A 26,640-nucleotide genomic window follows, 5' to 3' on the forward strand; every position below is an offset into this window, starting at 1 on the left:
GATATTAAGTAGTAGCCGTCAGGGTAGACGCGGTGATGAAAACAAGCCTCCCGAATAAGCAAAAAGGCGCGGCAGCGATTGAATTTATCGCTGTGTTCGTGATTTTTTTCGCCGTGTTCTACGGCATGGTCAGCTATAGCCTGCCACTGCTGTTATTGCAGTCGTTCAACCAGGCGACCGCCGAAGCCGTGCGCCTGAGTGTGGCGCTGGACCCCAATATGGCTGGCTATCCGGCCGCCGTACAAAATACCGCCAAGGCCGCAGTCACCAACCGTCTGCTGTGGATTCCCCCCGCCTACAACTTCAACGCCAACCAAATCACCACCAGCTTTGTCGGCGGCCTGCTGTCAGTGCAAATCAACTACCCCACGGCCAATCTCCAGGCGGTAATACCGTTTATTGTCCTGCCAGGCATCGGCACCGTACCGCAGCTGCCGGTGACACTGCAGGCCACGTCGAGCTTGCAGTTTTGACCTCGGGGGACAAACTCTTCGGGCGCCTGCTCGGCCGAAGCAGCGCACAGGCCATCGACACCCCTGCCCCGCCATCTGCCGGGCTGCACGTGCTGTTGGACGCACAAGGCCGCGTACTCGACATCCACGGCACGCTGCGCCCACAACTGGCGCAATACGCTGATTCGCCGCCCCTGCAAGACTTGTTGTGCACCCATAGCGCGGTGGCAGTTGAGGGCGTTCCTGCGGATTGGCAGCGCCACAGCCTCGATTTGGATTTCCTGGGCGCGGCCGGGCACGTCCTGCATACCCGCGGCACGATTGAGGCCCACGATAACGGCTGGCGGCTGCATGCGGTGGATATCGGCGACTTGCTCGGCGGCCGGCGCCTGGCCGAGCAGCGTGAACAGAACCAGCAATTGGCCAGCCTTCTGAGTGAGCAACTGCGCGTGTGCAGCCTCAGCCGACTGCCCGAGGTGCTCAACGAACAGTTATGCAGCGTGGCGCAGCGCTGGCGCATTCCGTGTGTGGCCCTTGCGTTGCTCGATCAAGAGGACCAGGGCTGGGTGATCTACAGCCAGTACGCCAACCATGACGCACCGCTGTTCTGGCACACCGGGCAGCGCATCGGCACCTGCCTGGACAGCCTCAACGGCACCACCGCGCTGAGTCTGCAGGCGCCGTACGGGCGGGGTGAACATCCGCGCCTGCACAGCGTGTTCGGCAACGCCGATGGCTTTCTAGTGCCGTACCGCGATGGCCAAGGCGTCGCCGCGTGGCTGCTGTGCGGCGCCTACAGCGGCCAACCGCAAATGCGTGACCGCGACTGGCTGAACCTCGCCGCCGCCCTCGCTGCGCCGCTGCTCAGTCGCCTGCGCGAACAGCGCCACCATCAACAACTGGAGCGCCTGGAAGCCCTGCAAGGCCTGCTGGGCACCGGCTGGTTTGAGCTGCTGCCTAACAGCGGCGAGATTCAGCTCGCGCCCCAATTGATGCGCAATCTCGGCTCGGAAGAAGCCCCCACCCGGCAAGCCCTGGACACCTGGCTGGAGCTCATCCACCCCGCCGACCGCCAGGAACTGCACAGCCGCCTGCGCGACCTGCAAACCCTGGGCAAACCCTTGCTCGCCAGCGTGCGCCTCAACCGTGGCGATGCCGCCCAGCCGCCGACCTGGTATCGCGTGCAGGGCCAAGTGCTGGGCGTGGGTGAGCAACGGCGCTGGGTCGGCTTCATGCTCGACATCAGTGACATCAAGAACCAGCAGTTGCAAGCCGACGCCGCCCACGCGCGCCTGGACAACCTGATTGCCAGCTCACCGGCGGTGATCTACGTGCAACGCTACGTAAACGGTGCGCTGCTGCCGGTGTTTTTCAGTGACAGCCTGCTGCCGCTGCTGGGGCGCACGCTGGCCGAATGCAGCCACGACAGCCTGGTGCAATGGGTGCATCCCGATGACCGCGACCTGTACTTCCAACGTACGCGCCAACTGCTGCGTGAGGGCAGCGTGCGCAGTCGATATCGTGTGCAGGATAAACACGGCGATTACCACTGGCTGCTCGACGAAGCCAAGCTGCTGCGCGACGACCTCGGCGTGCCGGTGGAAGCAATAGGGCTGTGGCTGGACGTCACCGACGCGACGCTGGCCGCGCAACAGGTCAAGGACAGCGAAGAGCGCTACCGCATTCTGGTTGAAGACTCCCCGGCGATGATCTGTCGCTACGGCCCGGACCTGACCCTGATTTTCGGCAACACGCCATTGGCCAACTATCTGGAATGCCGGCCCGCACAGCTGCGCGGGCTGAACCTGGGTGACTGGTTGTCGGCCGAACAGCGCGAGGCGTTTGTGCAGCGTATCGGGCAACTGACGCCGGAGTTCCCGGTGAGCACCGCCGAGATCAGCCTGCAACTGCCCGGGCGCGAACATGCCTGGTGGGTGTGGTCGGACCGCGGCGTGTTCGATGAGCACGGTGCGTTGGTCGAGGTGCAGGCCGTGGGCCGCGACAACACCGAAGTGCGCCGCTCCCAGCAGCAACTCACGCAAAGCGCGAAAATGGCCACCCTGGGCGAAATGGCCACGGGCCTGGCGCATGAGATCAACCAGCCGCTGAACGTAATGCGCATGGCCATCGTCAATGTGCTCAAGCGCCTGGGCAACGGTGATGCACAGATCGACTACCTCACCGAAAAACTCCAGCGCATCGACGCCCAGGTCCAACGCGCGGCACGGGTGGTGGACCATATGCGCGTGTTCGGCCGCCGCTCGGAGGTCGAGCAGCAACCCTTCGACCCGGCGCAGGCCGTCGAGGGCACCCTGTCGTTGCTCAGCGAAGGCCTGCGCGGTAAAGGCGTGGAAGTGCGCCTGACGCAGGCGGATATCCCGGTGCAAGTCAAAGGTTACGTCGACCAGCTTGAGCAAGTGCTGATCAACCTGATGGTCAACGCCCGCGACGCCCTGCTGAACCAACGTGAAAACAACCCTGAGCTGCGCCCGTGGATCGCCGTGCACACCGAGCACGACAGCCGTCACGTGCGCATCTGGGTCGAGGACAATGGCGGCGGCATTGACCCACGTTTGCTGGAGCGCATTTTCGAACCGTTTTTTACCACCAAGCCGATTGGCGTGGGCACTGGGCTGGGCCTGTCGGTGAGCTACGGCATTGTGGAAAACATGGGCGGTCGCCTCAGTGTCAGCAACGGCGAACACGGCGCACGGTTTTGTGTGGAACTGCCCAGGGCCACCGACGCTTAGATCACTAGGTAGGCTTCGCCGGTCTGGCCGCAGGTTAGATTGGCGCCGACGTTCACGTTTGCCAGGCTGATGCCGAGCATGTTCAGCAGGTTGTTGAGGATCGGGTTGAGCAGCGGGGCCAGCAGGTTATCCACTACGGGGGTGACGATGGCGCTGACGCTGCCGAGCAGCGCCACAACGGTTGGCGCCAGCGCGCCCAAAGGGTTGCCGCCCGACGGCTGGTAAGCGGTGATGCTCACGCCGTTGAGCGCAGTGGAAAGTCCGCTCACCAGATTGGTAGCCGGCGCAGCGGCCTGATAGGTCGATGCGAGCCCCACATTAGGTGGCGTAGCAAACGGCGTGGTGCTGGAGAACACCAGATCCTGGATGCTGTTGCTCCCCGCGATGTTGCTTTGCACCTGGATCGCAATACCGCCAGCGCCAAACGGCACGCGGGGGTCACACGAGCCGATGCCAAGGATTTTGTGGCAGGTCTGGATGCCGAGATCAACCAGAGGCATAGGCGCCACGGACATCGGCTGCGTCGATGAAAAAGCATGGGTGATGTTGCCCACGTTAAGCGAAGCTAACGAGGTGGTGGTGTGGGCCGTCACGCTTTTAGTGCCCGCACTGCCCGTCGGGCAGCTGTAGGCCGTGACATAGCTGCTGGCGCCTCCGGCGTCCAACACGATATTGAGTGGCAGGTTGCCCGGCAGCACCAGCAAATCCAACTGCTGGCAACCGGCGCCGAGCAAACACAAGGTCGAGTTGATCGTGGTCACCAGATTCAAGCTCAGCAGGCCGCTGAGCACCGGTGTCAGCGGGCCCACCAGGTTATTCACCGCAGTGGTCAGCCCCGACAAACTGTTCAACACCGGCAAACTCACCGTCACTTGGGTGCGCACCTGGGCGGTACGCACGTAAATCGCATTCGGCCCTAGCGGGTTGGCCACAGCGAGCGCCGGGTCACCGATTGCCGACAACTGCGGCGGCTCGATCACTTTGATCTGAGTAGTGATATTAGCCAGCCCGAGCACACTCACAGGTAAGGTTGCCGACGCCGCGCTTTGGTTGCTGGACAACTGCACCACGCCTTGAATCAGTTGGAACACTTGCAGGTTGGCATTCAGCGCCGCAGCCGTAGTGCCTGTCTGTAATTGCAGGATCTTCCCGAGGGTCAGCGGTGCCTGGCTGATGGCGGCGACCTTGAGGTTACCCAAGGCCGTTAATACGTCCGCCGTCGCACCGTTGGCGGTCAGCACGGTGATCGCAGCCTGGACCAATTGCGAGGCGGTGACGTTAGTGCTGAGCAGTTGGGTGTAGTTACCGGCGCTCACCCCCAGGTTGATGGCCAGTTGGTCGAGGTAACTGAGCAGGCTGATATTGGTATTGAGCAAGCCATTCCAGCCGGCGACCGTCAAGCTGACGTTACCCCCCAAAAAACCGGAAAACAGGCCGTTTAATAAGCTGGCATTGGCGGTATCAACGCTGGCCAAGGTGCTCTTGATGCTCAGTTGGGCCAAGGTCGGCGTGGGCTTGGCCGCCACTGCCGTGGCCGTCAATACGGTGTTGAGGCTCACCGAGTTACCGGAAAACAACGACCAGATGCCACCGGCCACGCTGGTGGTGACGGTTTTGCTGGCGACCACTTGAATGGCTGACGACAGCGCGGGGTTTGCACTGAAGGTGCGCTGGCCCGACGCGGCGGTGGTCACGGCGCCGCACTGGGTGACCAGGGTGTTGCCGTTACCGACCACGAAATGATTGCGTGCCACACTTTGCCCGGCGTAAGTGGCCGCGCTCAAGCCCGCCAGGCAAGTGCCATTGCGACTGACGGCTTCCAGCGCCGCAGTGTCCGCCACGCCTTGCAACTTGCGTTTTTCCAGGTACAGGCGGCCGGTGTCGACCACCAATAAGGTAAAGGCTAAGACTACAGCCAATACGCCGACGGCCATCAAGCCAATGGCGCCACGCTGCTTGCACTGAAATCGGGGAGACATCGAGCACTCCTGTGCCGGCGAATCGCCGAGCGCTTACTCTCCTGGGGTGTTGTTGAGTGTAGACAACAGGCGTGTGATGCGCTGATCGTTCCAACGCTCCGCGTGGGAATGCGGTCACGGACGCTCCGCGTCCGGGTGTTGGCAAACAGCTTGAGTCTTGCGCAATGTGATGCGCAGCGTCACGGGATGCGTTCCCACGCAGAGCGTGGGAACGATCATCTTTAATGGGGTGGGTAGTTGGAGAGGATTTTGCTGACGGTGGTGCGGATGGCGTTGTTGCGGTCTTGTGGGTTTGGGCTGCTGGCCATCATTTGCTCGTCACTGCCACGCCATACCAGCTTGCCGTCTTTGCCGTCCAGCAGGTCGATCTGGAGGGTCGCCACCTTGTAGGAGATGTTGCGCGTTTCGTTGTACATCGGCCCGCCCCAGTAGCCATTCCACGGGCCGCCCCAGGCACCGCCGTAGTTGGTGGTGACTTGTTGCTGGCGGTCCTCGACGATCAGGTAGGCCTGTACGTTCAAGTCGGCCTTGGTGCCGGCCGCTGCAGGCCGCAGGCCGCGCTGGTCAAGTTGTTCGCCCACGGCCTGGCGGATGCGCTGCTCGGTGAGGTCACTCTTGATGCGTGGATCATCCGGGCGGTATTGCAGCGCCGGGTCTTTCCAGGCCCAGTTGCGGTAGGCGCCAAAGTCGCGGCTGGCGTCAAAATCGTGGTTGACCTGGTTGGTCTGGCAACCGCCCAGCAACACGACAACAGCAAGTGCAGCAATGCGACGAAACATGGTCTATCTCCAAAAGACAATTCAGCCTGAGATGAGAATAGCGGCTAACTGGGTGGATAAGCGCTCATGGCTTTTTGCATTGCCTCGCGCAATGCATCGGCCCGTTCGCTCAGGCTGCCTTGGCTTGCGGTTTCAGCGCTGGTGCTCCAGACCGGCTGGCGGGTGCGGGCGTCGAACAAGCTGATCCGCGCCACCGCGACCGTCACTTCATAGGTGCGCACCACCGGCACCGTGTTGTACATGCCGTAGCCGTTGCCATAGCGGTTATAGCCGCCGTAACCGTTGCGATAGTCGTCCTGCACTTGGCGCAGGCGCTTTTCCAGGCGCACATCCGCACTTACCAGCAGGTCGGGCGGGCGGTTGTCATGCAAGGGGCGCAAGCCGCGCTGGTCGAGGGCGCCGCTGACCGCTTCGGCAACCTGCGCCGAATCGGCCCAGGCGGTGCCCGGCGGTAGTTGGCCGTTGAGCCAACCCCAACTGCGATAGGCGCCATAGTCGCGCACCGGTGCAGGGTAAGCGCTGGCATCAAAGGTGGTAGCCGCCTGGGCCGGAGCCGGCGGCATCGGGGCCGAGGTGGCCACGTAGGGATTGGGGCTGGAGCAGGCGCTCAACCCCACCGATAACAAGATCAAACAGAGACGACGCATTTCGACCTCCGCAGACTGGGCCGCTTAAACCGGACGGCAGATCCAGTGCAAATAACGCCCAAGTCCGGCAAAGCTTGGGTGACGACGATGAGCGAGTTCCATCTCCAACAAATCCTGTAAATCAGCGCGGGCCTGGAATTCCACCGGCATATAGTCGTGGAACACCCGCACGCCACTTTGGCTTTCGACCTGCCAAAGCCCCTCGAGTTGCGCTGCCAACTCGCGGGGGTCAAGCGGTTGTTGCGGGGTGAGGCTCTGCTTCTCGCCGGCCATGTCGTTCTTGCGCATTTTGCGGAAATGGCCTTTGAGCAGGTTGCGGTAAATCAGCGCATCGCGGTTGTAGAACGCCAGCGATAGCCAGCCACCGGGCACCGTGAGCTGGTGCAGCACCGGCAGGATCGCATGGGGCTCGGCCAGCCATTCCAGCACGGCGTGGCACAGCACCAGGTCGTAGGGCTCGGTGAGTTGGCCGAGCAGCTCTTGCCAGGGCGCATGGATGAAGGTCGCGGTCTGGCCGGCGTCGGCGAAGCGTTGGCGCGCGCCGTCGAGCATAGGTTCGGCGGGCTCGGCCAAGGTCACCTGATGGCCGCGTTCGGCCAGCCACAGCGACATATGCCCCAGGCCCGCGCCGATATCCAGCACACGCAACGGGCGGTCCGGCAGGGCTTCGATCAGGTCGGCCTGCAGCACTGCCAGGCGGATTGCGCCTTTGGCACCGCCGTAGATTTTCTCGGCGAAGCGCGTGGCCAGTTGGTCGAAATGACGGTCACTCATGGGCGAACCGCCGTTCGCTGTCGGCCAGTTTGGCGCGCACCACCTCGTTCATGTCCAGGCCCAGCTCACTGCACAGCAACAGCAGGTACAACACGATATCGCCGACTTCCTGCCCGGCATGGGCGAGTGTGTCGGCGGGTAGCTGACGCGATTGGTCTTCGGTCAGCCATTGGAAGATTTCCACCAGCTCGGACATTTCCACGCTGGCAGCCATGGCCAGGTTTTTCGGGCTGTGGAACTGCTTCCAGTCGTTGTTATCGCGGATACGGTGCAGGCGTTCGGTGAGGTGTTCGAGGTTCATGCGGGGGCTCCTGAAGGTGTATAGCTTCGGGGGGATGAGCATTGAAGGCAAGTTAAACCCTTTGGTGTGCTTGCTCCCGATGGCGATTTAGTCGACGACGCTGAATTCGACGCGGGCGGTTTGGCCGGCTTCGTCGAGGACACTGAGTTGGTAGCGGCCCAGTTGTTCGAAGCTGGCGTTGATCGAGTCCTGGTTGGCGCTGTCCCCCAGTGGCGCGCCGTTGAGGAACCACCAACGTCGGCCGCTGCCGCCCAGTGCCGAGATTTTCAGGCGCAAGGCCTGTTGGCTGGCGGCGGGCAGGCGCAGTTGGTCGCCTTCGCGTACCCCGACAATAGACAAAGGCGATGAGGCTGCCAACGCCGGCGGTGGGCAATCAGGATCGGCGGGCGGTATTCGCGCTTCGCGGCGCTCCACCCTTGGCAGCCAAGGCTCCAGCGGCGCGGGCCACAGCGCGATGTTTTTCGACATCGCGCCAGGGCAATGCGCGTCAACCCGCAAGCCTTTGGCATTGACCCACACGCTTTCCATCAAGCCCACACTCAAAGGCTGATCCAACGCCTGCAAGGTCGGCGGCGTGGTGTTGTCCAGCGTCCAGGCAAACCGTTGACGGCGGCAGTTGGGGTCGCTACGGCTCATGGGCTGGCCCAACGGCCAACAGATCGCCGCCACGCCGACATTGGCGGGCACCGGTTTGACGGGCGCGCTGATCCCGCGCTGGCTGTCGCGGTTGGTCAGCACGTCGTGCACCTGCAACATCAACGGCGCCGCCGAGGCCAGGCCGAACTGCCCCGGCACCGGTGTGCCATCGGGTCGGCCGATCCACACGCCGATCAAGTAGCGCGGCCCCACGCCAATTGCCCAGGCATCGCGAAAACCGTAGCTGGTGCCGGTTTTCCAGGCCAGCACCGGGCGCTGCACCAGCTCGGCACGCGGGTCGCGGTCGGGCCGCGCCTGCCCGCTGAGGATGCGCCGCACAATCCAGGCGGACCCTGGCGACAGTAAAGGCCGTTCTTTGAGCGTATCGTCCGGCTGTAATCGAATAGCGGCACTCCTGCCGTCGCGGGCAAACGCGCTGTAACCGCTGACTAAGTCTTCCAGGCGGCTGCCCGCGCCGCCCAGGATCAGCGCCAGGTTCGGTTCGGCCAATGCGGGCAGCGCCAAGGGCACGCCGCCGATGCGCATTTCGGCGGCAAACCGCTTCGGCCCGTAGGCTTCCAGTAGCTGCACCGCCGGCAGGTTCAGCGAACTGGAAAGCGCCGTGCTCGCCGGCACCGCGCCGCTGAAGCCCATCGAAAAGTTACCCGGACGGTAATCGCCATAGCGCCGGGGCACGTCCTGCAACAGCGACTCGGAGTGGATCAAACCATCGTCCAGCGCCATGCCATAAAGAAAGGGTTTCAAGGTGGAGCCGGGCGAGCGCAGCGCGCTGATCATGTCCACGTGGCCGAAGCGCTTGGCGTCATTGATATCCACCGAGCCGAGATAAGCGCGCACAGCCATGCTTTCTTCTTCTACCACCAAAATGGCAGCGGAGGTGTGTTCCGGCAGCCGCGCACGCCAGCCCAGCAGCAAGTCTTCAAGACGGCGTTGCAGGGTGGCATCCAGAGTGGTGCGGATCAGCGGCGGGCTGTCGGGGCGGTTCAGACGGCGGGCGAGCAAGGGCGCCAGGCTCGGCTCCAGGCGCGGGGCCAGCAGCAACGGTTCTTCCAGGGCTTCATCCACGGCCGATTGCGGCCACACCTGAAATTCAGCGAGGCGGCGCAGCACTTTGTCGCGGGCCTGCTGGGCGCGTTGCGGGTGGCGATCCGGGCGCAGGCGGCTCGGCGCCTGGGGCAATACCGCGAGCAACGAGGCTTCGGCGTGGGTCAGCTGGGCCGGGGACTTGCCCAAATATGCCCAACTGGCTGCCGCCACGCCTTGCAATGTGCCACCGAACGGCGCGCGATTCAGGTACAGGTTAAGAATCTCGTCCTTGGACAAATGCCATTCCAACTGCGCGGTGCGCCACAGTTGACGCAGCTTGCCGTGAAAGGTCCGCGAATGCGGGTCAAGCAAGCGCGCCACTTGCATCGACAAAGTGCTGCCGCCCGACACCACGCGTGCGCCGGCCAGGTTCTGCCAGGTCGCCCGCATCAGCGCCAACGGGTTCACGCCAGGGTGTTCATAGAACCAACGGTCCTCGTAAGTGAGCAGCGCCTCCAAGTAATACGGCGACACTTCGCTGGTCTGCACCGGATAACGCCACACACCATTGGCATCGGCAAAGCGCCACAACGGCGTGCCATCCTCAGCCAGCACCACCCGAGCCAAATCATCCTTGGGCAGCGGCAACGGCCAAATCCGATCAGCCAGCCACAACAGCGCAATCAGCAACAACACAACACCCACGGCCACGCGCAGTAAATGTGGGAGCTGGCTTGTCGGGTCGCCGCATCGCTGCGATGACGGCCTATCAGTCAACGCACTCACAACTGCCCCACCACGCCCACAACAAATCGCAAATTCAACACCGCAAACCTCTATGCTTCATGGAACTAGCCGCGACCCATCGCGACCAAAGGCTCAGTGCTGGCAATTTCGTCCACTTATTCATCGAGACACACCTATGCAAGCAGACTTTTTCGGATGGCTGGGTAACACAATCGGCTTGATCATCCACTACATCGTCGAGTTCTTCAGCGGGCTGTTCAACATGCTCACCAACGCCGGCGGCAACTTCGTCGAGGGCATGTCCCGGGCGCTGGGCATGGACACTTCGGTCATCAGCATCATCACCTTGATCGTCGGCCTGCTCTTCCTGTATTCGGCCGTTCGCGCCTTCATGCGCGCCTCGATCATCGCAGGCATTATCTGGCTAATGCTCGGCCTGTGGCTCCTCAGCTGGGTAGTCCACTAAACCCACGACCCACCGAGATCCCTGTGGGAGCGGGCTTGCTCGCGAAAGCGGCCTGCCAGATAACACATGTGTTGACTGACCCGCCGCCTTCGCGAGCAAGCCCGCTCCCACCTTTGGCCTCCATTCCAAGCCAAGATTTTCTCAGCGACCTTTAATCACCAAATCCGCCGGCGTCTCCCCCAGCGCCTGCCAGTTCGGCCGGTACATCGACTCCACCTGCGGCGGCGGCACGCGATAAGTGCCCGGCGTCACCGCCCGCGCCAGGTACAGCAGGTGCGTGGTGCCAGAGCCATCCAGATTCATCGCCGCCACGTACCGATCATCGCGAAACTCCTGGTGCTTGAGCGAGGCGTTCTGCATCGACTCGCGCCATTCCTTCACCTGGCTACTGGCGTTTTCCAGGCTGGCCGCGCTTTGCGCCAGGTTCTGGTTTTCCAACTCCAAGCCCGCAGGCAACAGGTCGACCACCAGGGCATCCGGCACACGCTGCTTGGCGCTGACGGCCAAATGCACCAGCACCAAATCACCGCTATTGACGTTACGCAGGTTCAGCGGCTGGCCATTCATGCCCAGGTATTCGCGCCGAATGCTCAGGTTGTCGCCGCCCGCTGCCGGTGGCACCTGTGGATAACCCGAGATCGTCAGTTGCTGGTACACCGGCGCCTCGCTTTGATTGCTCAAGGTCAGGTCGCTGGACAGCAACTTGCCTTCCAGCGCCAGCGTCGGCTGTTGGTTGTTCAACTCATACGCACCGCCACTGCCGGTGAGCGAGACCTGCCAGTTCGACTCAGGCTGTGAGAACCCAAGACGTCCGGCCAGGAACAGTGAATTACGCTCTTGAGTCGAGAGGTATGGGCTGGCCGCCAACTGGTCCGAGAGCGTGAACAAACGCTCCTCGCGCTTACCCTTGGCCAAGTCGTTCTCTTCAAGCAGCGCCAGGATCATCGCCTGATCGCGCAACGGGCTGCCGTAGTCGGCCAGCCACTCTTTGGCATTGCGCTGCGCCGCGAGCCCGGCGAGCAAGGCTTGATCAGCACGTGGCTGGTCGCCCATTTTTTGCAGGGCGATGGACAGCTGCACCAACGGCAACCCGGAACGCGCATCGCTGCGACGCTCGAAGATACTGCGCAATGCGCCCAATGGCGCCTGCTGACTGCGCGCCAACACCATGCCGGCGTAGGCCTGCACGGCAAAGCGGGTGTGGTCGGCATTGTCGCTGTAATCCACCTCGATCAGGTTGCGCTCCTGCACATACCGCAACAGGCGCTCGCTGGCTTTTTTCAGCGCTTCAGGCGGCACGGCAAAGCCTTGGTCGCGGGCGCGCAGCAGGAAGTCGGTGACGTAAGCGGTCAACCAATATTCCTCTTCGCCATCGGCGCCCCACAAACCAAAGCTGCCGTTGTAGCGCTGCATACCCAGCAAGCGTTCGATGCCCAGTTCGATCTTGCGTTTGCGCTCGCTGTCCGACTCGCCCTTGATGCCCAGGCGCTTGAGCAATGCAGGGTCGGCATACAACGACGGGTACAGGCCGCTGGCGGTCTGCTCCAGGCAACCATAAGGGTAAGCCTTGAGCGCACTGATCTGCGCGCCGAGGTTCAGCGGTGGCCGGCTCGACAGGCTCAGCAGCGCTTCACGCCCCGAGGTATCGAACTGATCCAAGGTGCCGACCGGCAAGCTCCACGGCTGATCCTTGAGGACTGCGCGGTAATGCTTGAGCAACGCCGGGTAGGCCGGGCGCACGCCCAAGGTCCATTCGCGGCTGAACGGCGGCAGGTTTTCACCCGGCAGATCCAGGCCATTTACCGTGACCTTGACCTTGCCCTGCCCCAGTCCGCCCCAGGCCTTGACGGGGATTCGCAAGGTGGTGCGCTGGCCTTGTTTCAACTCAACGGATTGCGCACCACTGTTGACCAACTCCAACTGCCCTTCGGCGCTCAGTTGCACGTCGAGTTTCTGTGCTGTGCCCGATAGGTTGGACAGGTCCAGCGCTAACGTCGTCTGATCACCACCGGCCAGGAAGCGCGGCGCCGACAGCTCGGCAATCAGCGGCGCGGCAATTACCGTCTTGCCTTCGGCCATGCCATAACGATCATCACTCCAGGCCTGGGCCATCAGGCGCAATTCGCCATTGAAGTCCGGGATATTGACGCTGACTTCGCCCTCGCCCTGTTCATTGAGTGTCACCGGCGCGCTTTGCAGCGCAACAATAGTCACGCTGGTATCCGGGCGTTTACCGCCCTTGGCCAGCGCAGCATCACCACCGAAAGCCAGGCTGGCCAAACGGCCCTGGCCGGCTTCGATCAACTGACCGTAGATATCGAACTGGTCCACACCGTAGGCCTTTCGGCCAAATAGGCTGGAGTACGGGTCCGGCGTGGGGTATTCGGTGATATTGAGGATGCCCACGTCTACGGCCGCCAACAGCACATGCACCTGTTTCGGCACGCTGCCATCGGCATTCTTGGCGACGATCTTCACCGTCAGCGGTTGTTTGGGGCGCATTTTTTCCGGCGCGGTAAGGGTCAGGCCAAGTTTGCGCTGGGTACGGTCCAACGGCAGGTGCAGCAGGCCCACGGCACGTTTTGGGGTGATATTGGCTTTGCGCTCACCCGGGCGAATCACCAGGGCGCTGACGTACAGGTCATGGCGCGACCATTTCGGGTCGAGCTTCACGGCGAAGCTTTTGCCTTCGGCCGGCACCTCGATTTCCTGCCACCACAGTGGCCCTTCGCTGGATTCCACCAGCAAGTAGCCTTTACCGGCTGCAGGCGGCGTGACGGTGACGTTGGCGGTGTCGCCGTCGCCATAGGCAGGTTTATCCAACGCCAGCTTGACCTGATCCGGGCGCACGGCGCCGCCTTCGGTGTTGTCCTGGGCCTGGTAACCGGCCCAGAACCGCAGGCTGCTGACCAACCCGGTTTGCGGGTCTTCGACCTCGACGCGGTACGGGCCCCACTCCACCTGGAAGCTGACCTTGGCAGTGTCGCCGGCCTTGATGTTCAGGGTCTGTTCGTCGAGGTTGAGGAATTTCTCGTTGAAGTGATAGCTCCAGCCATCACTCTCCGAGTAGTTCCAGTAGTAGTCGCGGCGCTCACGCACCAGGCGCACTTTGAGGTTCTGCGCGGCGAGTTTTTGCCCGTCCTGGTTGGCCACCAGCACTTCGAACTCCGCCGGGCCGTCGCCATTGGTTTCCTTGCCGTCGAACAAGCCACGCAAGCCCGGCAGTTGCTCAGCCGGCCAGATCGGCTGCACCAAGCGCCGAGTGATCGGCCGCCCGCCCGACTCTTGCAGGCTGGCTTGCACGATCAATTGCAGCGGTGATTTGGCGTCGGCCCATTTGCTTTCCAGGGTCAGTGCTTCCTGGCCCTTAGCGTCGAGCACGCTTTCATCCAGTTCGAAATCCTGGCTCAGCTCCTCTTCGGTGACGGAGCCGAACTGATAGCCCGGCAGTGATTTGACCGCTTCACGCAGCGGGCGCACATAGACTTGCCCACTGACCCGGTTGCCCGACGCCGGCGCACCGTAGAGGTAGCGGCCGTTGACATGAATCACCGGGTTATCCGTAGGGCTCAAAGCCGTGTCGCTGCCCTTGAGTTCCAGCGCCAGGCGCTCGGGCAGGAAGTCTTCGACGAGGAATTCATACAGCTGTGGTTTGCCATCGCCCAGGTCGAACACCAACTGCCAGCGCCCGGTCGGGGCTTCACCGGCCAATTGCAATTGATATTGATAGAGGCCGGACGCATCGGCATCCCACACGAACTTACGGCTTACTTGCTCATCCGGGCGACGCACTTCGACGCTCACCGGCTGCGGCTTGACGGCGTTGCCATCCTTGTCGCGCAGCAGGGCGTTGAGCAGCACGGTTTCGCCGGGCCGATACAGGTCACGTGGACCGAACACAAAGAACTGCAGCGGGTGCGCCGGCTGGCCGCCGATATCGAACTCGGCCAAATCCAGCGCCGCACTGTCCAGGCGCAGCATGCTGGTTTGTTCGCCAAGCTTTGCCAGCAACACCTGGGCCTTTTTCGGCAGCGGCAACTCAGCATGGCCGCCCTTCTCAGTCTTGCCCTGGCCCAGCACACGGCCTCCGGCGTCCAGCACTTCGAGGTCAACGCCATCCAGCGCTTTGCCGCCTTCAAGCGCCTGGGTAAACACATCCAGGCGATTGGCATAGCGATGCACCGACAGGCCGATATCACTCAAGGTAAACAGCGTGGCCGGTTGTGAATAGTTGTAGGTGCCCGAGGCACGCATCACCGCCAAGTACACGCCCGGCTGTTGCAATTGCTTGAGGCCGGCGATCGGCAGCAACAGGGTTTCACGCGTGTTGCGCGCCGGGTTCAGGTCGAAACGGCCGCCGTAGACCAGGTCGGCCATCGGCAGCAGCTCGCGGGACTCATAACTTTGCAGGCTGGTATTGCGCCCCCACTGAGCGAGGAATGAGGGCAGCGATTCGGGCTTGATGCGGAAAAATTCGACGTCGATCTTGTCGACGTTCAGTGCGATCACCGGCAGGCCTTCGGCCAGACGCGTCGGCAACAAGGTGCCACGGCTGGCGAAGCCGACGGTGGCCTGCAGGTCGCGGGTTTCCAGGCGCGCGCTGTATTCGGCGGCAAGCTTGTTATCGTTGACCGCCTTCACACCGGCGTCGACGGTCAGCACCAGCTTGCGCTGCGGTTCGAGGTGGCGCAGGCGCAATTCCATCAAGTTATCGGAAAGCTCCCAAGCGCCGTCGACCTTGCCGGACTTGCTGTCCACCAAGTGCAGTTTGTCGGCGAACTTCTGCTCGGGATCCAAGGGAATAGAAAAACTCACCGACAAGGTGCTGGCCCCGTCCAACTGCACTTCGGACACGTCCACCACGCTCAACTCACGGCCGGCATAACGCTGCTTCAACGCCGCTACATCCACCGCCGCCTTGACCGGTTTCGGCGCGCTCGACACCGTTGGAGCAGGCGGTGCAGCCGGTTTGTCGGAGGAATCGCAAGCGCTCAGCAGGGCCAGCGCACAGGCCAGGAACAGTCCTTTGTTAAGCATGGGGCACTCGTAGTAAGAAGGGTCCGAGGGGTGAACTATATATCAGCCCGAGTGGGGCCGATGAGGTGTTGGTCACATTGACCGACGGAGGGTGGTTTGGTTCTGGCCGGCCCTCAGCCCAAGCCAAATCCGACAAACAATGGAGATCAACATGTGGGAGCCGGCTTGCTCGCGAAGGCGGTGGGTCAACATATCCTTCACTGATACAACGCTTTCGCGAGCAAGCCCGCTCCCACATTGGTCCTGCTGTGTTGCTAATGCCCGGTTACAATGCCGCTCCTCCAAAGGAGCCTCCATGAATTCCGTGCTGACCGACTGGCGCCACCGCCCCACCCACAGCCGCGTCTGGGCCCTGGCCGCGCCGATGATCCTGTCCAACATCTCGGTGCCGCTGGTAGCCCTGGTGGACAGTATGGTCATCGGCCACCTGCCCCATGCGCATCAACTGGGTGCCGTGGCCGTCGGTGCCAGCCTGTATACCTTCCTCGCCTGGGCGATGGGCTTTCTGCGCATGGGCTCCACCGGGTTTGCCGCCCAAGCCGCCGGGCGCAATGATGGAGCCGCACTGCGGCAAATCCTGCTGCAAGGTTTGCTGCTGGCGCTGGGCCTGGCGATGTTGCTGGGCACGGTCGGCATCCCCCTGAGCCATCTGGCCCTGGAGTGGATGCAGCCTTCCCCCGAACTGAATCAACTGACCCGCGATTTTTTCCACACGCGCCTGTTCGGCTTGCCCGCCGCCTTGGCCAGCTACGCCTTGGTCGGCTGGTTCCTGGGCACACAAAACGCCCGCGCGCCGCTGGCGATTCTGCTGAGCACCAACCTGGTCAACATCGCCTTGAACCTGTGGTTCGTCCTCGGCCTGGATTGGGGTGTGGTCGGCTCCGCGCGCGCCTCCGTCATCGCCGAATGGGCCGGTGCCCTGCTCGGCCTGGCGCTCACACAAAAAGCCCTGCGCGCCTACCCCGGCCATATCGCTTGGGCCGCACTGAAAATGTGGGAGAGCTGGCGCCCACTGCTGGCGGTGAACCGCGACATCTTTATCCGCAGCCTGGCGCTGCAATCGGTGTTTTTCATGATCACGGTACAAGGCGCGCGACTGGGCGATGCTACCGTGGCGGCCAATGCGCTGCTGCTCAATGGCCTGCTGCTGACGGCCCACGCTCTGGACGGTTTGGCCCACGCCGTTGAGGCGCTGTGCGGGCATGCCATTGGCGCACATGACCGCCAGGCGCTGCGCCGTTCATGGGTGGTCGCCTGCGGCTGGTCGTTGATCGCCAGTGTCGGCTTCGCGCTGTTGTTCACCTTCGCCGGCCACCTGTTTATCGCCATGCAAACCGACATCCCCAGCGTGCGCGAAACCGCCGACATGTACTTGCCCTATCTGGCCGTGCTGCCTTTGATTGCGGTGTGGAGTTACCTGCTGGACGGCCTGTTCATCGGCGCCACTCGCGCGCGGGAAATGCGCAACGGCATGCTGCTGACGGTGCTGTTGGTGCTGCCGTTTGCCTGGGCGTTGCAGAGCCTGGGCAACCACGGCCTGTGGATAACCTTTCTGCTGTTCATGGCCTTGCGCAGCCTTACTTTGTGGGCGATTGCCTGGCGTTTGAACCGGCAGAATCAGTGGCTTGGATAAACGCTGTGACTCGGTCCAGTACCGGCGCCAGCCAGCGTAAGGGCCGGGAGATCGACGCCACCAACGTCGCGTGGTTGGTCTTGGTGAAGTAAAACGCTTCAACCGGCACATCCGCCGCGCGCAACTTCTTCGCCAGCCCGCCGGTATTGCGCGTAGGGTTGACCAGGCTGTCGGACGTCGAGGCAATCAACAGGCTCGGCGGTGCTGCGGCACTGACATGGTTGATCGGCTGGGAATCGGGCGGTGAGTTGGGGAAGAAAAACACCGGCTTCACGTCAGGGTTGTCAATCGGCAGGAAGTCATACGGCCCGGCCAGGCCGACCCAGCCTTTGAGCATCGATGGCGACATATTCACTTCGCCAAGCCAGCGCGCATCCAGCGCCAACATCGACGCGTTGTAAGCACCGGAACTGTGGCCCATCAGGTAGAGCTGCTTGGGGTCGGCGCCGTAGTCGGCGATGTGCTGATAGGTCCAGGCGACGGCCTGGGCGTTGTCTTGTAAGAACAGTGGGTAACGCACTTGCGGGTAGAGCCGGTAATCGGCAATCACCACCACGATGCCGCGTGAAGCCAGGGCTTCGCCGACAAAACCGTAGTCATCCTTGGCGCCGCTGTTCCAGCTGCCGCCGTAGAAAAACACCACGACAGGGGCGTTGGGCGAGGCTTTGCTCGGACGGTAGATATCAAGTGTTTGGCGCGGGTCATCGCCGTAGGCAATGGAGGCGGTTTTGGTGAAGGTGCTGGAGGGCGTCAGCGCGTTGAGCACTTTGATTGGGGAGCACGCCGCAAGCAGCGCGGCGAATGCCAGGGTGAACGCTTGCAGGAATTTACTCGACATCGCTCAGACCTCACACAGAAGGTACAACCAAACGAAGGTCAACATCTGAGAGCCGGGCTTGCCCGCGATGCAGGCACCGCGATCGATCAAACGGTCCGCGGTGATGCTATCGCAGGCAAGCCAGCTTCCACACAAGCCCGGCTCCAACATTAGAGCCGGGTCACTTCAGTTACGACGACAGGTACGAAGACCGCGTCAACCCCAACCGCAACGCATCCAGAAACTGCGTACGCTCCGCCGCACTGATCTTCGCGCTCGCGCACTTGTCACGGTAATGCGTCATCAACTCTTCCGGCGACAAGTGCACATAGCGCAGCATGTCTTCGATGGTGTCGTGGGTCTCGATCCCGGCGCTGTACACCGAACCGTCTTCACGCTGGTAGATGTTCACCGAGTCGGTGTCACCGAACAGGTTGTGCATGTCACCGAGGATTTCCTGGTAAGCGCCGACCAGGAAGATGCCCAGCAAGTAGTCTTCACCGTCGTTCAAGGCGTGTACCGGCAGGCTGGTCTCGATGCTCTGCTCGTCGACGTATTGCTTGATCTTGCCGTCGGAGTCGCAGGTCAGGTCCTGCAATACCGCACGGCGCAGCGGCTCTTCGTCGAGGCGGTGCAGCGGCAGAATCGGCAGGACCTGGCCGATAGCCCAGGTGTCCGGCAAGCTCTGGAATACCGAGAAGTTACAGATGTACTTGTCGGCCAGCTTGTCGTTGAGTTCGTCCAGCACTTGGCGGTGCGAGCGCTGGCGGGCTTTCAACGAGTTGTGCAGGCGGCGGCACACGGCGAAGTAGCACTGTTCGGCCAAGGCTTTTTCCGCCAGGGTCAGTTTGCCGTCGGCGTACTGGGTGGCCACGTCGCTCATGTAGTGGGTGGCGCGCCAGTAGGTCTCGGTGACCATTTCAATGTCAGTCGGGCCCAGCAGGTCCACCAGCCATTGCACGGTTTCCGGCAAGTTTTCCTTGTTCTCGATCAGCGGGATTTCGTCGTTGTGTTTCTCGACGTCGGTGACTTGCACCACCAGCATGGCGTGGTGGGCGGTCAGGGAGCGACCGCTTTCGGAGAAGATGTTCGGGTGCGGCAGGCTCTGCGCGTCGCAGAATTCCTTGAGCATGCCCACGACCACACCGGCGTAGTCATCCATGTCGTAGTTGATCGAGCTGGCGTTACGCGAGTGGGTACCGTCGTAATCCACGCCCAGGCCACCGCCGACGTCGATGTGGTCCACCGGCAGGCCGAGGTTGCGCAGCTCACCGTAGTAACGAATGGCTTCCTTGAACCCGTGCTGATAGTCGGCCAGGTTGGCGATCTGCGAGCCCATGTGGAAGTGCAGCAGGCGGATGCCCTGGTCGAGGCCAGCGTCGCGGAAGCGCTCGACCACCGACAGCAGTTGCGCCGCCGACAAGCCGAACTTGGACTTCTCACCACCGGTGTCCGCCCATTTGCTCGACGCCAGGGACGACAAGCGCACGCGCAAGCCTACCTGAGGCCTGACCTTGAGGTTGGCGGCCTCTTCGATTACCAACGCCACTTCGGATTCTTTCTCGATCACGATGAACACGTTGTGGCCGAGCTTCTGGCCCATCAGCGCGAGGCGGATGAACTCACGGTCTTTGTAACCGTTGCAAACGATGGTGCCGCCCTTCGGCGCCAGGGCCAGTACGGCCAGCAGCTCAGGCTTGGAGCCGGCTTCCAGGCCGATGGACACGTCTTGGGTGGCAATGATGTTCTCGATCACCGCTTCCTGCTGGTTCACCTTGATCGGGTACAGCGCGGTGTACTTGCTCTGGTATTCCAGGCGCTCGATGTTGGCGTCGAAGGCACCGGTCAGCTGGCGCACGCGGTCTTGCAGGATATCGGGGAAGCGCACCAGCAGCGGCAAGGACAGGCCGCTTTTGCGCAGCTCGTCGACTTGCTCGTACAGGTCGACGGGCGTGCTGTTCGGGCCGTTCGGACGGACTTCAACGCGACCGGCTTCATTGATCGCGAAATACCCGGCCCCCCAATGGCGAATCCCGTAAACACTGCGGCTGTCCGCAACTGTCCATTGGCTGCCATCGTCTTTGCGTGTGCGTCGTACGGACATTGAAGTCCCCTATATATGAAGGCGAAGGCGCCGCCCCTCGTTCGAGGCTGGCGCAGTCTAAAGAATGAAAATGACGATTTGCCTGTGAGCAAGGTAGGACCTCACTCGCAGGACAGAGTTTAGACACAGGTTGGGAAGAGGCTTTCAGCCGCCGGACTTCTTGGCCTTGTACCCGAGCTTGATCAGCTCGGCCAACAGCAACTCGACGTGATCGCCCTGGATTTCGATGACCCCGTCTTTCAACGCGCCACCCGTGCCACAGCGCTTTTTCAGCGTAGTAGCCAATTCCTTGAGAGCGTCTTCTGCAAGCGGCACGCCGGTGATGGTGGTCACCGTCTTGCCGCCACGGCCTTTGCTCTCGCGTCGCACGCGGGCAATGCCGTCGCCTTCAGGGATCAGGGTTTGTTTGCAGCTGCACGACTCCACGGGCTGACGACAGTCCGGGCAGTGTCGACCTGCGTCGGTGGAAAATACCAAGCCACCAAGGGCGGCGAAGGATGCGGCTTTTTTGGCCACCGGCAATCCTCTTGGGAGGACAAAGACTGATCGGTGCTCGCAATGAGGATCACCGACCGCGAAGCCCCACTCAGGCAGGGGCAGCGCTACCGAACCACACAGGTGGTTCGGGTGAAAAGTCGCGCAGTGTAACGGCAAAAAGCCGGCTTGCTAAGAGCCAAATAGCGCCAATTTATGCAACTTTAGCGACGTGAGGCCAGATAGCGCCGCAAGCCCTCTTGAGCGTCAGGGCAGTAAGGCTTTTGTTCAGCTTCTTGCAGGACAGCTTCAATCGGTAAAAAGCGCGCCTCCATGACTTCTTCGGGCTGTAGGCGCAACGGGCCATCCCAGACGGCGGAGTAGGATTTGCACCAGAGCCGACTGTCGCCATCCTCAAAGTAGAAATGGTCATGCTCAGTCAATTGCACACCCGCCACCCCAAGCTCTTCTTCCAACTCGCGGGCTGCCGAATCAGCGTAGCTCTCGCCTGCCGCGACCATCCCACCCGCCGCCGTGTCCCAGAAGCCGGGGTACATGGCTTTGCTCAGGGTGCGCCGATGCACACACAGCTCACCGGCTGAATTGAACAGAAAAATAAAGGTGCAACGGCCGATCAGGCCGCGCTGGCGAAGGTCGGACCTGACGAGGGTGCCGAGCAGGTTGTCCTGCTCGTCGACCCAATCGATCAGTTCAGCATCAGAGGCCGCGCGGTGCGTGGCCTCGTTTTGACTAGCGTCCATCATCACCCCTGGTTGAGGAGCTGACGCAAATCTATAACCGCGGCGTTTGCCCGGGAAATATAGTTGGCCATGACCAGCGAGTGGTTGGCGAGGATGCCAAAGCCACTGCCGTTAAGAATCATTGGGCTCCAAACCGGCTCCTGCGAAGCTTCCAGCTCACGAATAATCTGGCGCACGCTGACGGTGGCATTTTTCTTGGCCAGCACGTCGGCAAAGTCGACTTCAATGGCACGCAATAGGTGGGACAGGGCCCACGCCTGGCCACGGGCTTCGTAGAACACGTTGTCGATCTGCATCCACGGGGTTTCCACCACCTCTTCATCGACCTGCGGCATTTCACCCGGGGCCAAGGCTTCGGTTTTCAGCGCCGTGTTCAGTTTCACTCGGCCCACACTGGCCGACAGGCGCTGCGACAACGAGCCCAAACGGGTGGCGACATCGCCCAACCAGTTGTTCAGGTTGTCGGCGCGCGCATAGAACAGCGCGCCGCGTTGGTTCGGGTCCGACAGGCGCGCTTCGTAGCGGCTCAGGGAGTTGATGCCTTCCTGGTACTCCGACTCACTGGACGGCAACACCCAGCTCTTGTTGTCGAAGTTGAAACGTGGCTCGGCCTTGGCCAAATCGGCGTCTTCAGCCGACTGCGACTGAGAGCGGGCGAAGTCTTTACGCAAGGCACGGGTCAAGTCGCGCACCTGCACCAGCACGCCGTATTCCCAGCTCGGCATGTTGTCCATCCACAGGCCTGGCGGGAAACGGTCGTTGGAAATGTAGCCACCGGGCTTGTTCAGCAAGGTACCGGCCACGGTCTTGAGCGTTTCGACAGTGGTGTAGCCCAACACCATCTGCTTGCCTTCCTTCTCGGCGGCAAGCTGGGCATTTTGCTGGACCGGGAACAGCGCCGGTTCTTCGCTCCAGTACCAACCCAGGGCACCGGTGACCAACAGGTACAAACCCAGCACGCTGAGCACGGCTCGGCTCAACACCAGGTTGCGAACGTAGCTACGGTTGGTCGACTTTGGCTCAGGGCCGGGGCCTTTGGCACTGCCTGCGCGGTTTTTCCAGTCCAGCATGGCGATATCCTTTCAATCACTTGAGTTCATGCACGTCATTTGTCCGGGTGCGTTCAAACACTCCGACCACAACCCTACCCCATCGTGCCCATCGGCGCGGGGCTTTTAACCAAAGTGGCGCGTGGGGAAGGTTGGACTATAAAGATCTTCAACAATAAAGCATGCACGCTTTTTACGCAGTGCGACCACAAGGTCTAAAACTGAATGGCACAGACGTGTACTTAATTGACGTATGACACTCATGTCAGAGAAAAGAGGTGCTAGCATAGAGCCATCAGTCGCCCTCAGCATGCACCCTAACTAGTAGTCAGGATATGACCGAGCCAGAAGACCCCAGCCGTGAGCGTCTCAAGCACCATTTTGCCCAGCGGGTAATTCATCAGGCACGTCAAATTCTTGAGATCTGGCAACGCCTGCAACGCAGCGAATGGTCGAACGCCGATTTATCCGAACTCAGCGAGGCCAATCTGCGCCTGCTGCGCTTTGCCGAGCGCTTCGAACAGCCCGAGCATGGTCACCTGGCGCGGCATATCGGTGAATCCCTCAAAGCGGTCGATGAAAACCGTGGCCGCCTGAGCAGCCAGGTGATCACCGAACTCAATCGTCTGATGCAGCGCCTGTCCCGCACCGGCCTGCGCCAGGGCGATCAGTTGGAACAAACCTTCCTGCCACCGATGCGCAAGCCGATCTACGTGATGCTGGCCGATCACGACCGCGCCGAGCGCCTGGCCAAACAGCTGGAATTTTTTGGCATGAGCGCCCAGCCACTCGACAGTGTGGCGGCGTTTCGCGCGTCCTTGGCTGAGCGCCTGCCGTCGGCGATCGTAATGGACGTGGATTTCTGCGGCCCGGGTCTGGGCCTCACGCTCGCCGCCGAAGCCCAGGAAGGCCTGGAACAAAAGCTGCCGCTGCTGTTTTTCAGCCTGCATGAAACCGACACCCCGACGCGCCTGGCCGCCGTGCGCGCCGGCGGCCAGGAATTTCTCACCGGCACCCTCGAGGCGTCGAGCCTGCTGGAAAAAATTGAAGTACTGACCTGTGTCGCGCAATACGAGCCGTATAAAGTGCTGATCATCGACGACTCGCGCGCCCAGGCCCTGCACACCGAGCGCCTGCTCAACAGCGCCGGCATCGTCACGCGAACCTTGATCGAGCCGATCCAGGCCATGGCCGAGCTGGCGGACTTTCAGCCGGACCTGATCATCCTCGACATGTACATGCCCGCCTGTACCGGCACCGAGCTGGCCAAGGTGATTCGCCACAACGACCGTTACGTCAGCGTGCCGATCATTTACCTGTCGGCCGAAGACGACCTGGATAAACAGCTGGACGCCATGAGCGAAGGCGGCGACGACTTCCTCACGAAGCCGATCAAGCCGCGCCACCTGATCACCACCGTGCGCAACCGCGCTGCCCGTGCGCGCAACCTCAAGGCGCGAATGGTGCGCGACAGCCTGACCGGGCTGTACAACCACACTCATATTCTGCAATTGCTCGAAGACTGCAGCTTCCGCGCACGCCGCGAGAACAAGCCGTTGAGTTTTGCCATGCTCGACATCGACCACTTCAAGCGGGTCAATGACAGCCACGGCCACCCGATGGGCGACCGCGTGATCAAGAGCCTGGCGCTGTTTCTCAAACAGCGTTTGCGCAAGACCGACTACATCGGCCGCTACGGTGGTGAAGAGTTCGCCATCGTGATGCCCGACACCGACCTGGAATCAGCCTGCAAGGTGCTGGACGAAATCCGCGGGCGTTTTGCCGAAATTCATTACCCGGCCCAGCCGCAGGATTTGTGGTGCACCTTCAGCGCCGGGCTGGTGGAGCTGTGCGACGACTCCGACAGCTTGATGATGGCCGCCCAGGCGGATGAGGCGCTGTACCGCGCCAAGCACGCCGGGCGCAACCGCGTGCAAGCTGCGCGCACGTCAAAGCAAAGTGCCACCTTTTCACCGGAATTCACTGATTCCGTCATAACTCTGTAATGGAAACGCAATAACTTCAGGCACTTATCTTTTGCTGTCGGTTGAAACCACGCATGCGCCTGAAGCTGCTGACCAATCTGAATACCCTCCTTCTGGTGGCCGTGTGCCTGGCCCTTGGGGCCACGCTGTGGTGGTCGCAACGCGCGCTGGAACGGCCTTACTTGCTGATGGAACGCTACCTGGGGCTGTCACAGACCTTTCAGAACCAAGCCGCGCGTAATATCGACGACTACTTGGCCAGCGGCGATGCCTTGCGCCTGAGTAGCGCCGGCCAGAGCCTGGAAAACCTGCTGCAACACCTGAACGAATTACCCGCTGACCTCGCGCAAAACCTGCGCCCCAGCCTGGTGGACCTGGACACCTTCAGCAAGACTGACCTGCTGGCCGCCGGCAAACTCGCCGGTGATCCGCAAGCCCTGCTGCTGCAAGCCGAACGCGAATTGGGCGCGAACCTGGAGCAATTGAGCCAGTACGCCATGCGCGTCAACTCGCCAGAGGCCGCGCGTTATCTGCCGCCGTTGCTGGCCGCGTCCCAGCACTTGGGCACGCTGTCCCTGGCCCGCGACAAGCTGGTGAGCAGCGGGCGCGCGGAGCTGGCGGATGAGGTGGAGCGCGAAGTCGCCAGCATCCGCACCCAGGCCGACCTCTTGGCGCAGTTGCCGTTGCTCGGCGTAAAAGCCAGTGCCGAGTCCAACACTGATGATTTTTCCGCCATGATGGGCCTGGAAAACACCGAGAAAACCGAAGCCCAAGACATTGGCGTCGACCTCAAGCGCGAACTCAACAGCCTGTTGACCCGCTACCCTGCTGAACTCAAACGCACCCGCGACCAGATTCAACTGCGCACCGCGCTGGCCGACAGCACCCATGTGAAAATCGCCGCCGTGCAGCAAACCATCGCCGGCCTAGAGCCGGTGGTGCGCGCACAACACGCCAAGATCCAGAGCGAAGTGCGCCTGATGCAAGGCGTGATGATCGGCCTGATTCTGCTGATCGCGCTGCTGATCGACACGCTACAACGGAAGCTGGCGCGCGTACTCACCAACCTCGCACCCGCCTTGTCGACTTGGGCCGAAGGCAACTTCAGCCAGCCGATTGCCTTGGGCAAGACCAACCGCGAGCTGCACGATATCGAAGCCTCGCTCAACCGCCTGCGCGCTTATCTGGTCGATTTGGTCAGCACCATTCGCGGCAATGCCGAAGAAGTGGCCGGCAGCAGCCGCACCCTCGCCGAGCTGAGCAGCGGCCTGCACGACGGTGCCGAGCGCCAGGCCGGGGACACCGCACAGATCCGTGATTCGTTGGGTGAACTGGAGGCGACCATCCAGCAAGTGGCTGGTGATGCCAGCCAGGCCGCGGGGGCCAGCCGCAGTGCGGGCCAGGCCGTGGAACAGGGCCAACGTGTGATCGGCCTGAGCCTGACCGGGCTGCATGCCCTGGTGGGCGAAGTGCAGCAAAACGCGCAGATGATCGAAAAACTCGCCGAAGAATCCGCCACCATCGGCGGCGTGCTGACGGTGATTCGCGCGATTGCCGACCAGACCAACCTGCTGGCACTCAACGCCGCCATCGAAGCCGCGCGTGCCGGTGAAGCCGGGCGCGGGTTTGCCGTGGTCGCCGATGAAGTGCGCTCGCTGGCGCAACGCACCGCCGGGGCCACGGCCGAAATCCAGACGCTGATCGCTGGCCTGCAAACCGCTGCCCACCAATCGGTGCAAGGCATGCGCACACAGGTGGAACACGCCGAAGCCACGGCCCAGCAAGCCCAGGCGGCGGACGGCGCCTTGGATGAGATCGTCGGGGCAATCCAGACCATTTCCGACACAGCGGTGCGCATCGCCGATGTGACCGCACAGCAAAGTGGTGCCGTGAGTGAGATCCGCGATAACAGCGAGCGGATTCATCAGATGGGTGAGGACAACTTGCTGCGGATCGGCCAAGGGCGCCGCCAAGGCGAACACCTGCTGGTGCTGGGTGGGCAGCTCAATACTGCTGTGCAGGCCTTTCGCGTCTGACTCAGTCTCCCGTCAAAGCGCAGATCAACATGTGGGACGAGCTTGCTCCCGATAACGGGGGGTCATTCAATTCATCTATCAACTGACCAACTGCCATCGCGAGCAAGCCCCCTCCCACATTTGATTTCCAGCGGCCTCAGGAGCGTATTACCCATGACCGGAATCC

The 26,640-nt window shown here is 62.0% G+C and carries 18 protein-coding genes; 6 read left to right on the forward strand and 12 right to left on the reverse strand.

All coding sequences use genetic code 11. The annotated features are described in order from the left end of the window. Positions 1-35: 35 nt before the first annotated feature. Positions 36-473, forward strand: coding sequence for a TadE/TadG family type IV pilus assembly protein (locus tag E0F99_RS10155; protein ID WP_083355451.1), 438 nt, complete (start codon positions 36-38; stop codon positions 471-473). Beyond that, the gene (locus E0F99_RS10160; protein WP_083355452.1) at positions 470-3,202 is read left to right on the forward strand and encodes a PAS domain-containing sensor histidine kinase; all 2,733 of its coding nucleotides are present in this window, start codon (positions 470-472) and stop codon (positions 3,200-3,202) included. The genes E0F99_RS10155 and E0F99_RS10160 overlap by 4 nt, the downstream gene beginning before the upstream one ends. Here the strand turns inward: E0F99_RS10160 and E0F99_RS10165 are convergent. From E0F99_RS10165 to pbpC, 6 genes are all read right to left on the reverse strand, one after another. Further along, positions 3,199-5,181, reverse strand: a complete 1,983-nt coding sequence (locus E0F99_RS10165) for a pilus assembly protein TadG-related protein (protein WP_083355453.1) — start codon at positions 5,179-5,181, stop codon at positions 3,199-3,201. The two genes, E0F99_RS10160 and E0F99_RS10165, sit on opposite strands and share 4 nt — an antisense overlap. 221 nt (positions 5,182-5,402) lie before the next feature. Then, entirely contained in the window at positions 5,403-5,960 is a 558-nt protein-coding gene (locus E0F99_RS10170) for a DUF4136 domain-containing protein (RefSeq protein ID WP_083355454.1), read from the reverse strand. A 44-nt stretch (positions 5,961-6,004) separates the two neighbouring features. After that, a complete protein-coding gene (locus E0F99_RS10175; protein ID WP_083355455.1) occupies positions 6,005-6,607 on the reverse strand; it encodes a DUF4136 domain-containing protein in 603 nt (200 codons plus the stop codon). Between the two features lie 24 nt (positions 6,608-6,631). Continuing rightward, positions 6,632-7,381, reverse strand: coding sequence for a methyltransferase (locus tag E0F99_RS10180; protein WP_083355456.1), 750 nt, complete (start codon positions 7,379-7,381; stop codon positions 6,632-6,634). Further along, complete coding sequence (locus tag E0F99_RS10185) at positions 7,374-7,682, reverse strand: MazG-like family protein (protein ID WP_083355457.1); 309 nt, start codon at positions 7,680-7,682, stop codon at positions 7,374-7,376. The genes E0F99_RS10180 and E0F99_RS10185 overlap by 8 nt, the downstream gene beginning before the upstream one ends. An 87-nt stretch (positions 7,683-7,769) precedes the next feature. After that, positions 7,770-10,082: a peptidoglycan glycosyltransferase PbpC gene (pbpC, locus tag E0F99_RS10190; RefSeq protein WP_083360313.1), complete on the reverse strand. Its 2,313-nt coding sequence runs from the start codon at positions 10,080-10,082 to the stop codon at positions 7,770-7,772. Positions 10,083-10,287: 205 nt separating this feature from the next. On the opposite strand from pbpC, the gene E0F99_RS10195 reads away from it, so the two are divergent. After that, positions 10,288-10,578 carry a hypothetical protein gene (locus E0F99_RS10195; protein WP_083355458.1) on the forward strand — a complete coding sequence of 97 codons (291 nt, stop codon included), beginning with the start codon at positions 10,288-10,290 and terminating at the stop codon, positions 10,576-10,578. 141 nt (positions 10,579-10,719) lie between these two features. Here E0F99_RS10195 and E0F99_RS10200 read toward each other — a convergent pair whose 3' ends face one another. Further along, positions 10,720-15,615, reverse strand: coding sequence for an alpha-2-macroglobulin family protein (locus E0F99_RS10200; RefSeq protein WP_083355459.1), 4,896 nt, complete (start codon positions 15,613-15,615; stop codon positions 10,720-10,722). Positions 15,616-15,910: 295 nt separating this feature from the next. Here E0F99_RS10200 and E0F99_RS10205 point away from each other — a divergent pair, with 295 nt between their 5' ends. Next, positions 15,911-17,248, forward strand: a complete 1,338-nt coding sequence (locus E0F99_RS10205; protein WP_083355460.1) for an MATE family efflux transporter — start codon at positions 15,911-15,913, stop codon at positions 17,246-17,248. Here E0F99_RS10205 and E0F99_RS10210 read toward each other — a convergent pair. From E0F99_RS10210 to E0F99_RS10230, 5 genes are all read right to left on the reverse strand, one after another. After that, a complete protein-coding gene (locus tag E0F99_RS10210; protein ID WP_083355461.1) occupies positions 17,193-18,086 on the reverse strand; it encodes an alpha/beta hydrolase in 894 nt (297 codons plus the stop codon). The two genes, E0F99_RS10205 and E0F99_RS10210, sit on opposite strands and share 56 nt — an antisense overlap. A gap of 169 nt (positions 18,087-18,255) precedes the next feature. Beyond that, positions 18,256-20,169 carry an arginine decarboxylase gene (gene speA, locus E0F99_RS10215; RefSeq protein WP_083355462.1) on the reverse strand — a complete coding sequence of 638 codons (1,914 nt, stop codon included), beginning with the start codon at positions 20,167-20,169 and terminating at the stop codon, positions 18,256-18,258. A gap of 144 nt (positions 20,170-20,313) precedes the next feature. After that, complete coding sequence (locus tag E0F99_RS10220; protein ID WP_083355463.1) at positions 20,314-20,685, reverse strand: translation initiation factor Sui1; 372 nt, start codon at positions 20,683-20,685, stop codon at positions 20,314-20,316. A gap of 182 nt (positions 20,686-20,867) precedes the next feature. Then, a complete protein-coding gene (locus tag E0F99_RS10225; protein WP_083355464.1) occupies positions 20,868-21,404 on the reverse strand; it encodes an NUDIX hydrolase in 537 nt (178 codons plus the stop codon). Positions 21,405-21,406: 2 nt separating this feature from the next. Continuing rightward, complete coding sequence (locus tag E0F99_RS10230; protein WP_083355465.1) at positions 21,407-22,474, reverse strand: DUF2333 family protein; 1,068 nt, start codon at positions 22,472-22,474, stop codon at positions 21,407-21,409. 314 nt (positions 22,475-22,788) lie between these two features. Between E0F99_RS10230 and E0F99_RS10235 the strand changes: the two genes are divergently transcribed. After that, positions 22,789-24,459: a response regulator gene (locus tag E0F99_RS10235; protein WP_083355466.1), complete on the forward strand. Its 1,671-nt coding sequence runs from the start codon at positions 22,789-22,791 to the stop codon at positions 24,457-24,459. A 53-nt stretch (positions 24,460-24,512) separates the two neighbouring features. After that, the gene (locus tag E0F99_RS10240; RefSeq protein WP_083355467.1) at positions 24,513-26,474 is read left to right on the forward strand and encodes a methyl-accepting chemotaxis protein; all 1,962 of its coding nucleotides are present in this window, start codon (positions 24,513-24,515) and stop codon (positions 26,472-26,474) included. Positions 26,475-26,640: the final 166 nt, after the last annotated feature.

It is taken from the genome of Pseudomonas antarctica (assembly GCF_900624995.1).
Classification (GTDB): domain Bacteria; phylum Pseudomonadota; class Gammaproteobacteria; order Pseudomonadales; family Pseudomonadaceae; genus Aquipseudomonas; species Aquipseudomonas antarctica.

Bases quoted from the DNA above. Each gene is read 5' to 3' on its own strand.
- E0F99_RS10165 (WP_083355453.1), bottom strand. From the start codon at position 5,181: ATGTCTCCCCGATTTCAGTGCAAGCAGCGTGGCGCCATTGGCTTGATG.
- E0F99_RS10205 (WP_083355460.1), top strand. From the start codon at position 15,911: ATGAATTCCGTGCTGACCGACTGGCGCCACCGCCCCACCCACAGCCGC.
- E0F99_RS10195 (WP_083355458.1), top strand. From the start codon at position 10,288: ATGCAAGCAGACTTTTTCGGATGGCTGGGTAACACAATCGGCTTGATC.
- E0F99_RS10210 (WP_083355461.1), bottom strand. From the start codon at position 18,086: ATGTCGAGTAAATTCCTGCAAGCGTTCACCCTGGCATTCGCCGCGCTG.
- E0F99_RS10235 (WP_083355466.1), top strand. From the start codon at position 22,789: ATGACCGAGCCAGAAGACCCCAGCCGTGAGCGTCTCAAGCACCATTTT.
- E0F99_RS10155 (WP_083355451.1), top strand. From the start codon at position 36: ATGAAAACAAGCCTCCCGAATAAGCAAAAAGGCGCGGCAGCGATTGAA.
- E0F99_RS10200 (WP_083355459.1), bottom strand. From the start codon at position 15,615: ATGCTTAACAAAGGACTGTTCCTGGCCTGTGCGCTGGCCCTGCTGAGC.
- E0F99_RS10185 (WP_083355457.1), bottom strand. From the start codon at position 7,682: ATGAACCTCGAACACCTCACCGAACGCCTGCACCGTATCCGCGATAAC.
- E0F99_RS10175 (WP_083355455.1), bottom strand. From the start codon at position 6,607: ATGCGTCGTCTCTGTTTGATCTTGTTATCGGTGGGGTTGAGCGCCTGC.
- E0F99_RS10170 (WP_083355454.1), bottom strand. From the start codon at position 5,960: ATGTTTCGTCGCATTGCTGCACTTGCTGTTGTCGTGTTGCTGGGCGGT.
- E0F99_RS10225 (WP_083355464.1), bottom strand. From the start codon at position 21,404: ATGGACGCTAGTCAAAACGAGGCCACGCACCGCGCGGCCTCTGATGCT.
- E0F99_RS10180 (WP_083355456.1), bottom strand. From the start codon at position 7,381: ATGAGTGACCGTCATTTCGACCAACTGGCCACGCGCTTCGCCGAGAAA.
- speA (WP_083355462.1), bottom strand. From the start codon at position 20,169: ATGTCCGTACGACGCACACGCAAAGACGATGGCAGCCAATGGACAGTT.
- E0F99_RS10240 (WP_083355467.1), top strand. From the start codon at position 24,513: ATGCGCCTGAAGCTGCTGACCAATCTGAATACCCTCCTTCTGGTGGCC.
- E0F99_RS10230 (WP_083355465.1), bottom strand. From the start codon at position 22,474: ATGCTGGACTGGAAAAACCGCGCAGGCAGTGCCAAAGGCCCCGGCCCT.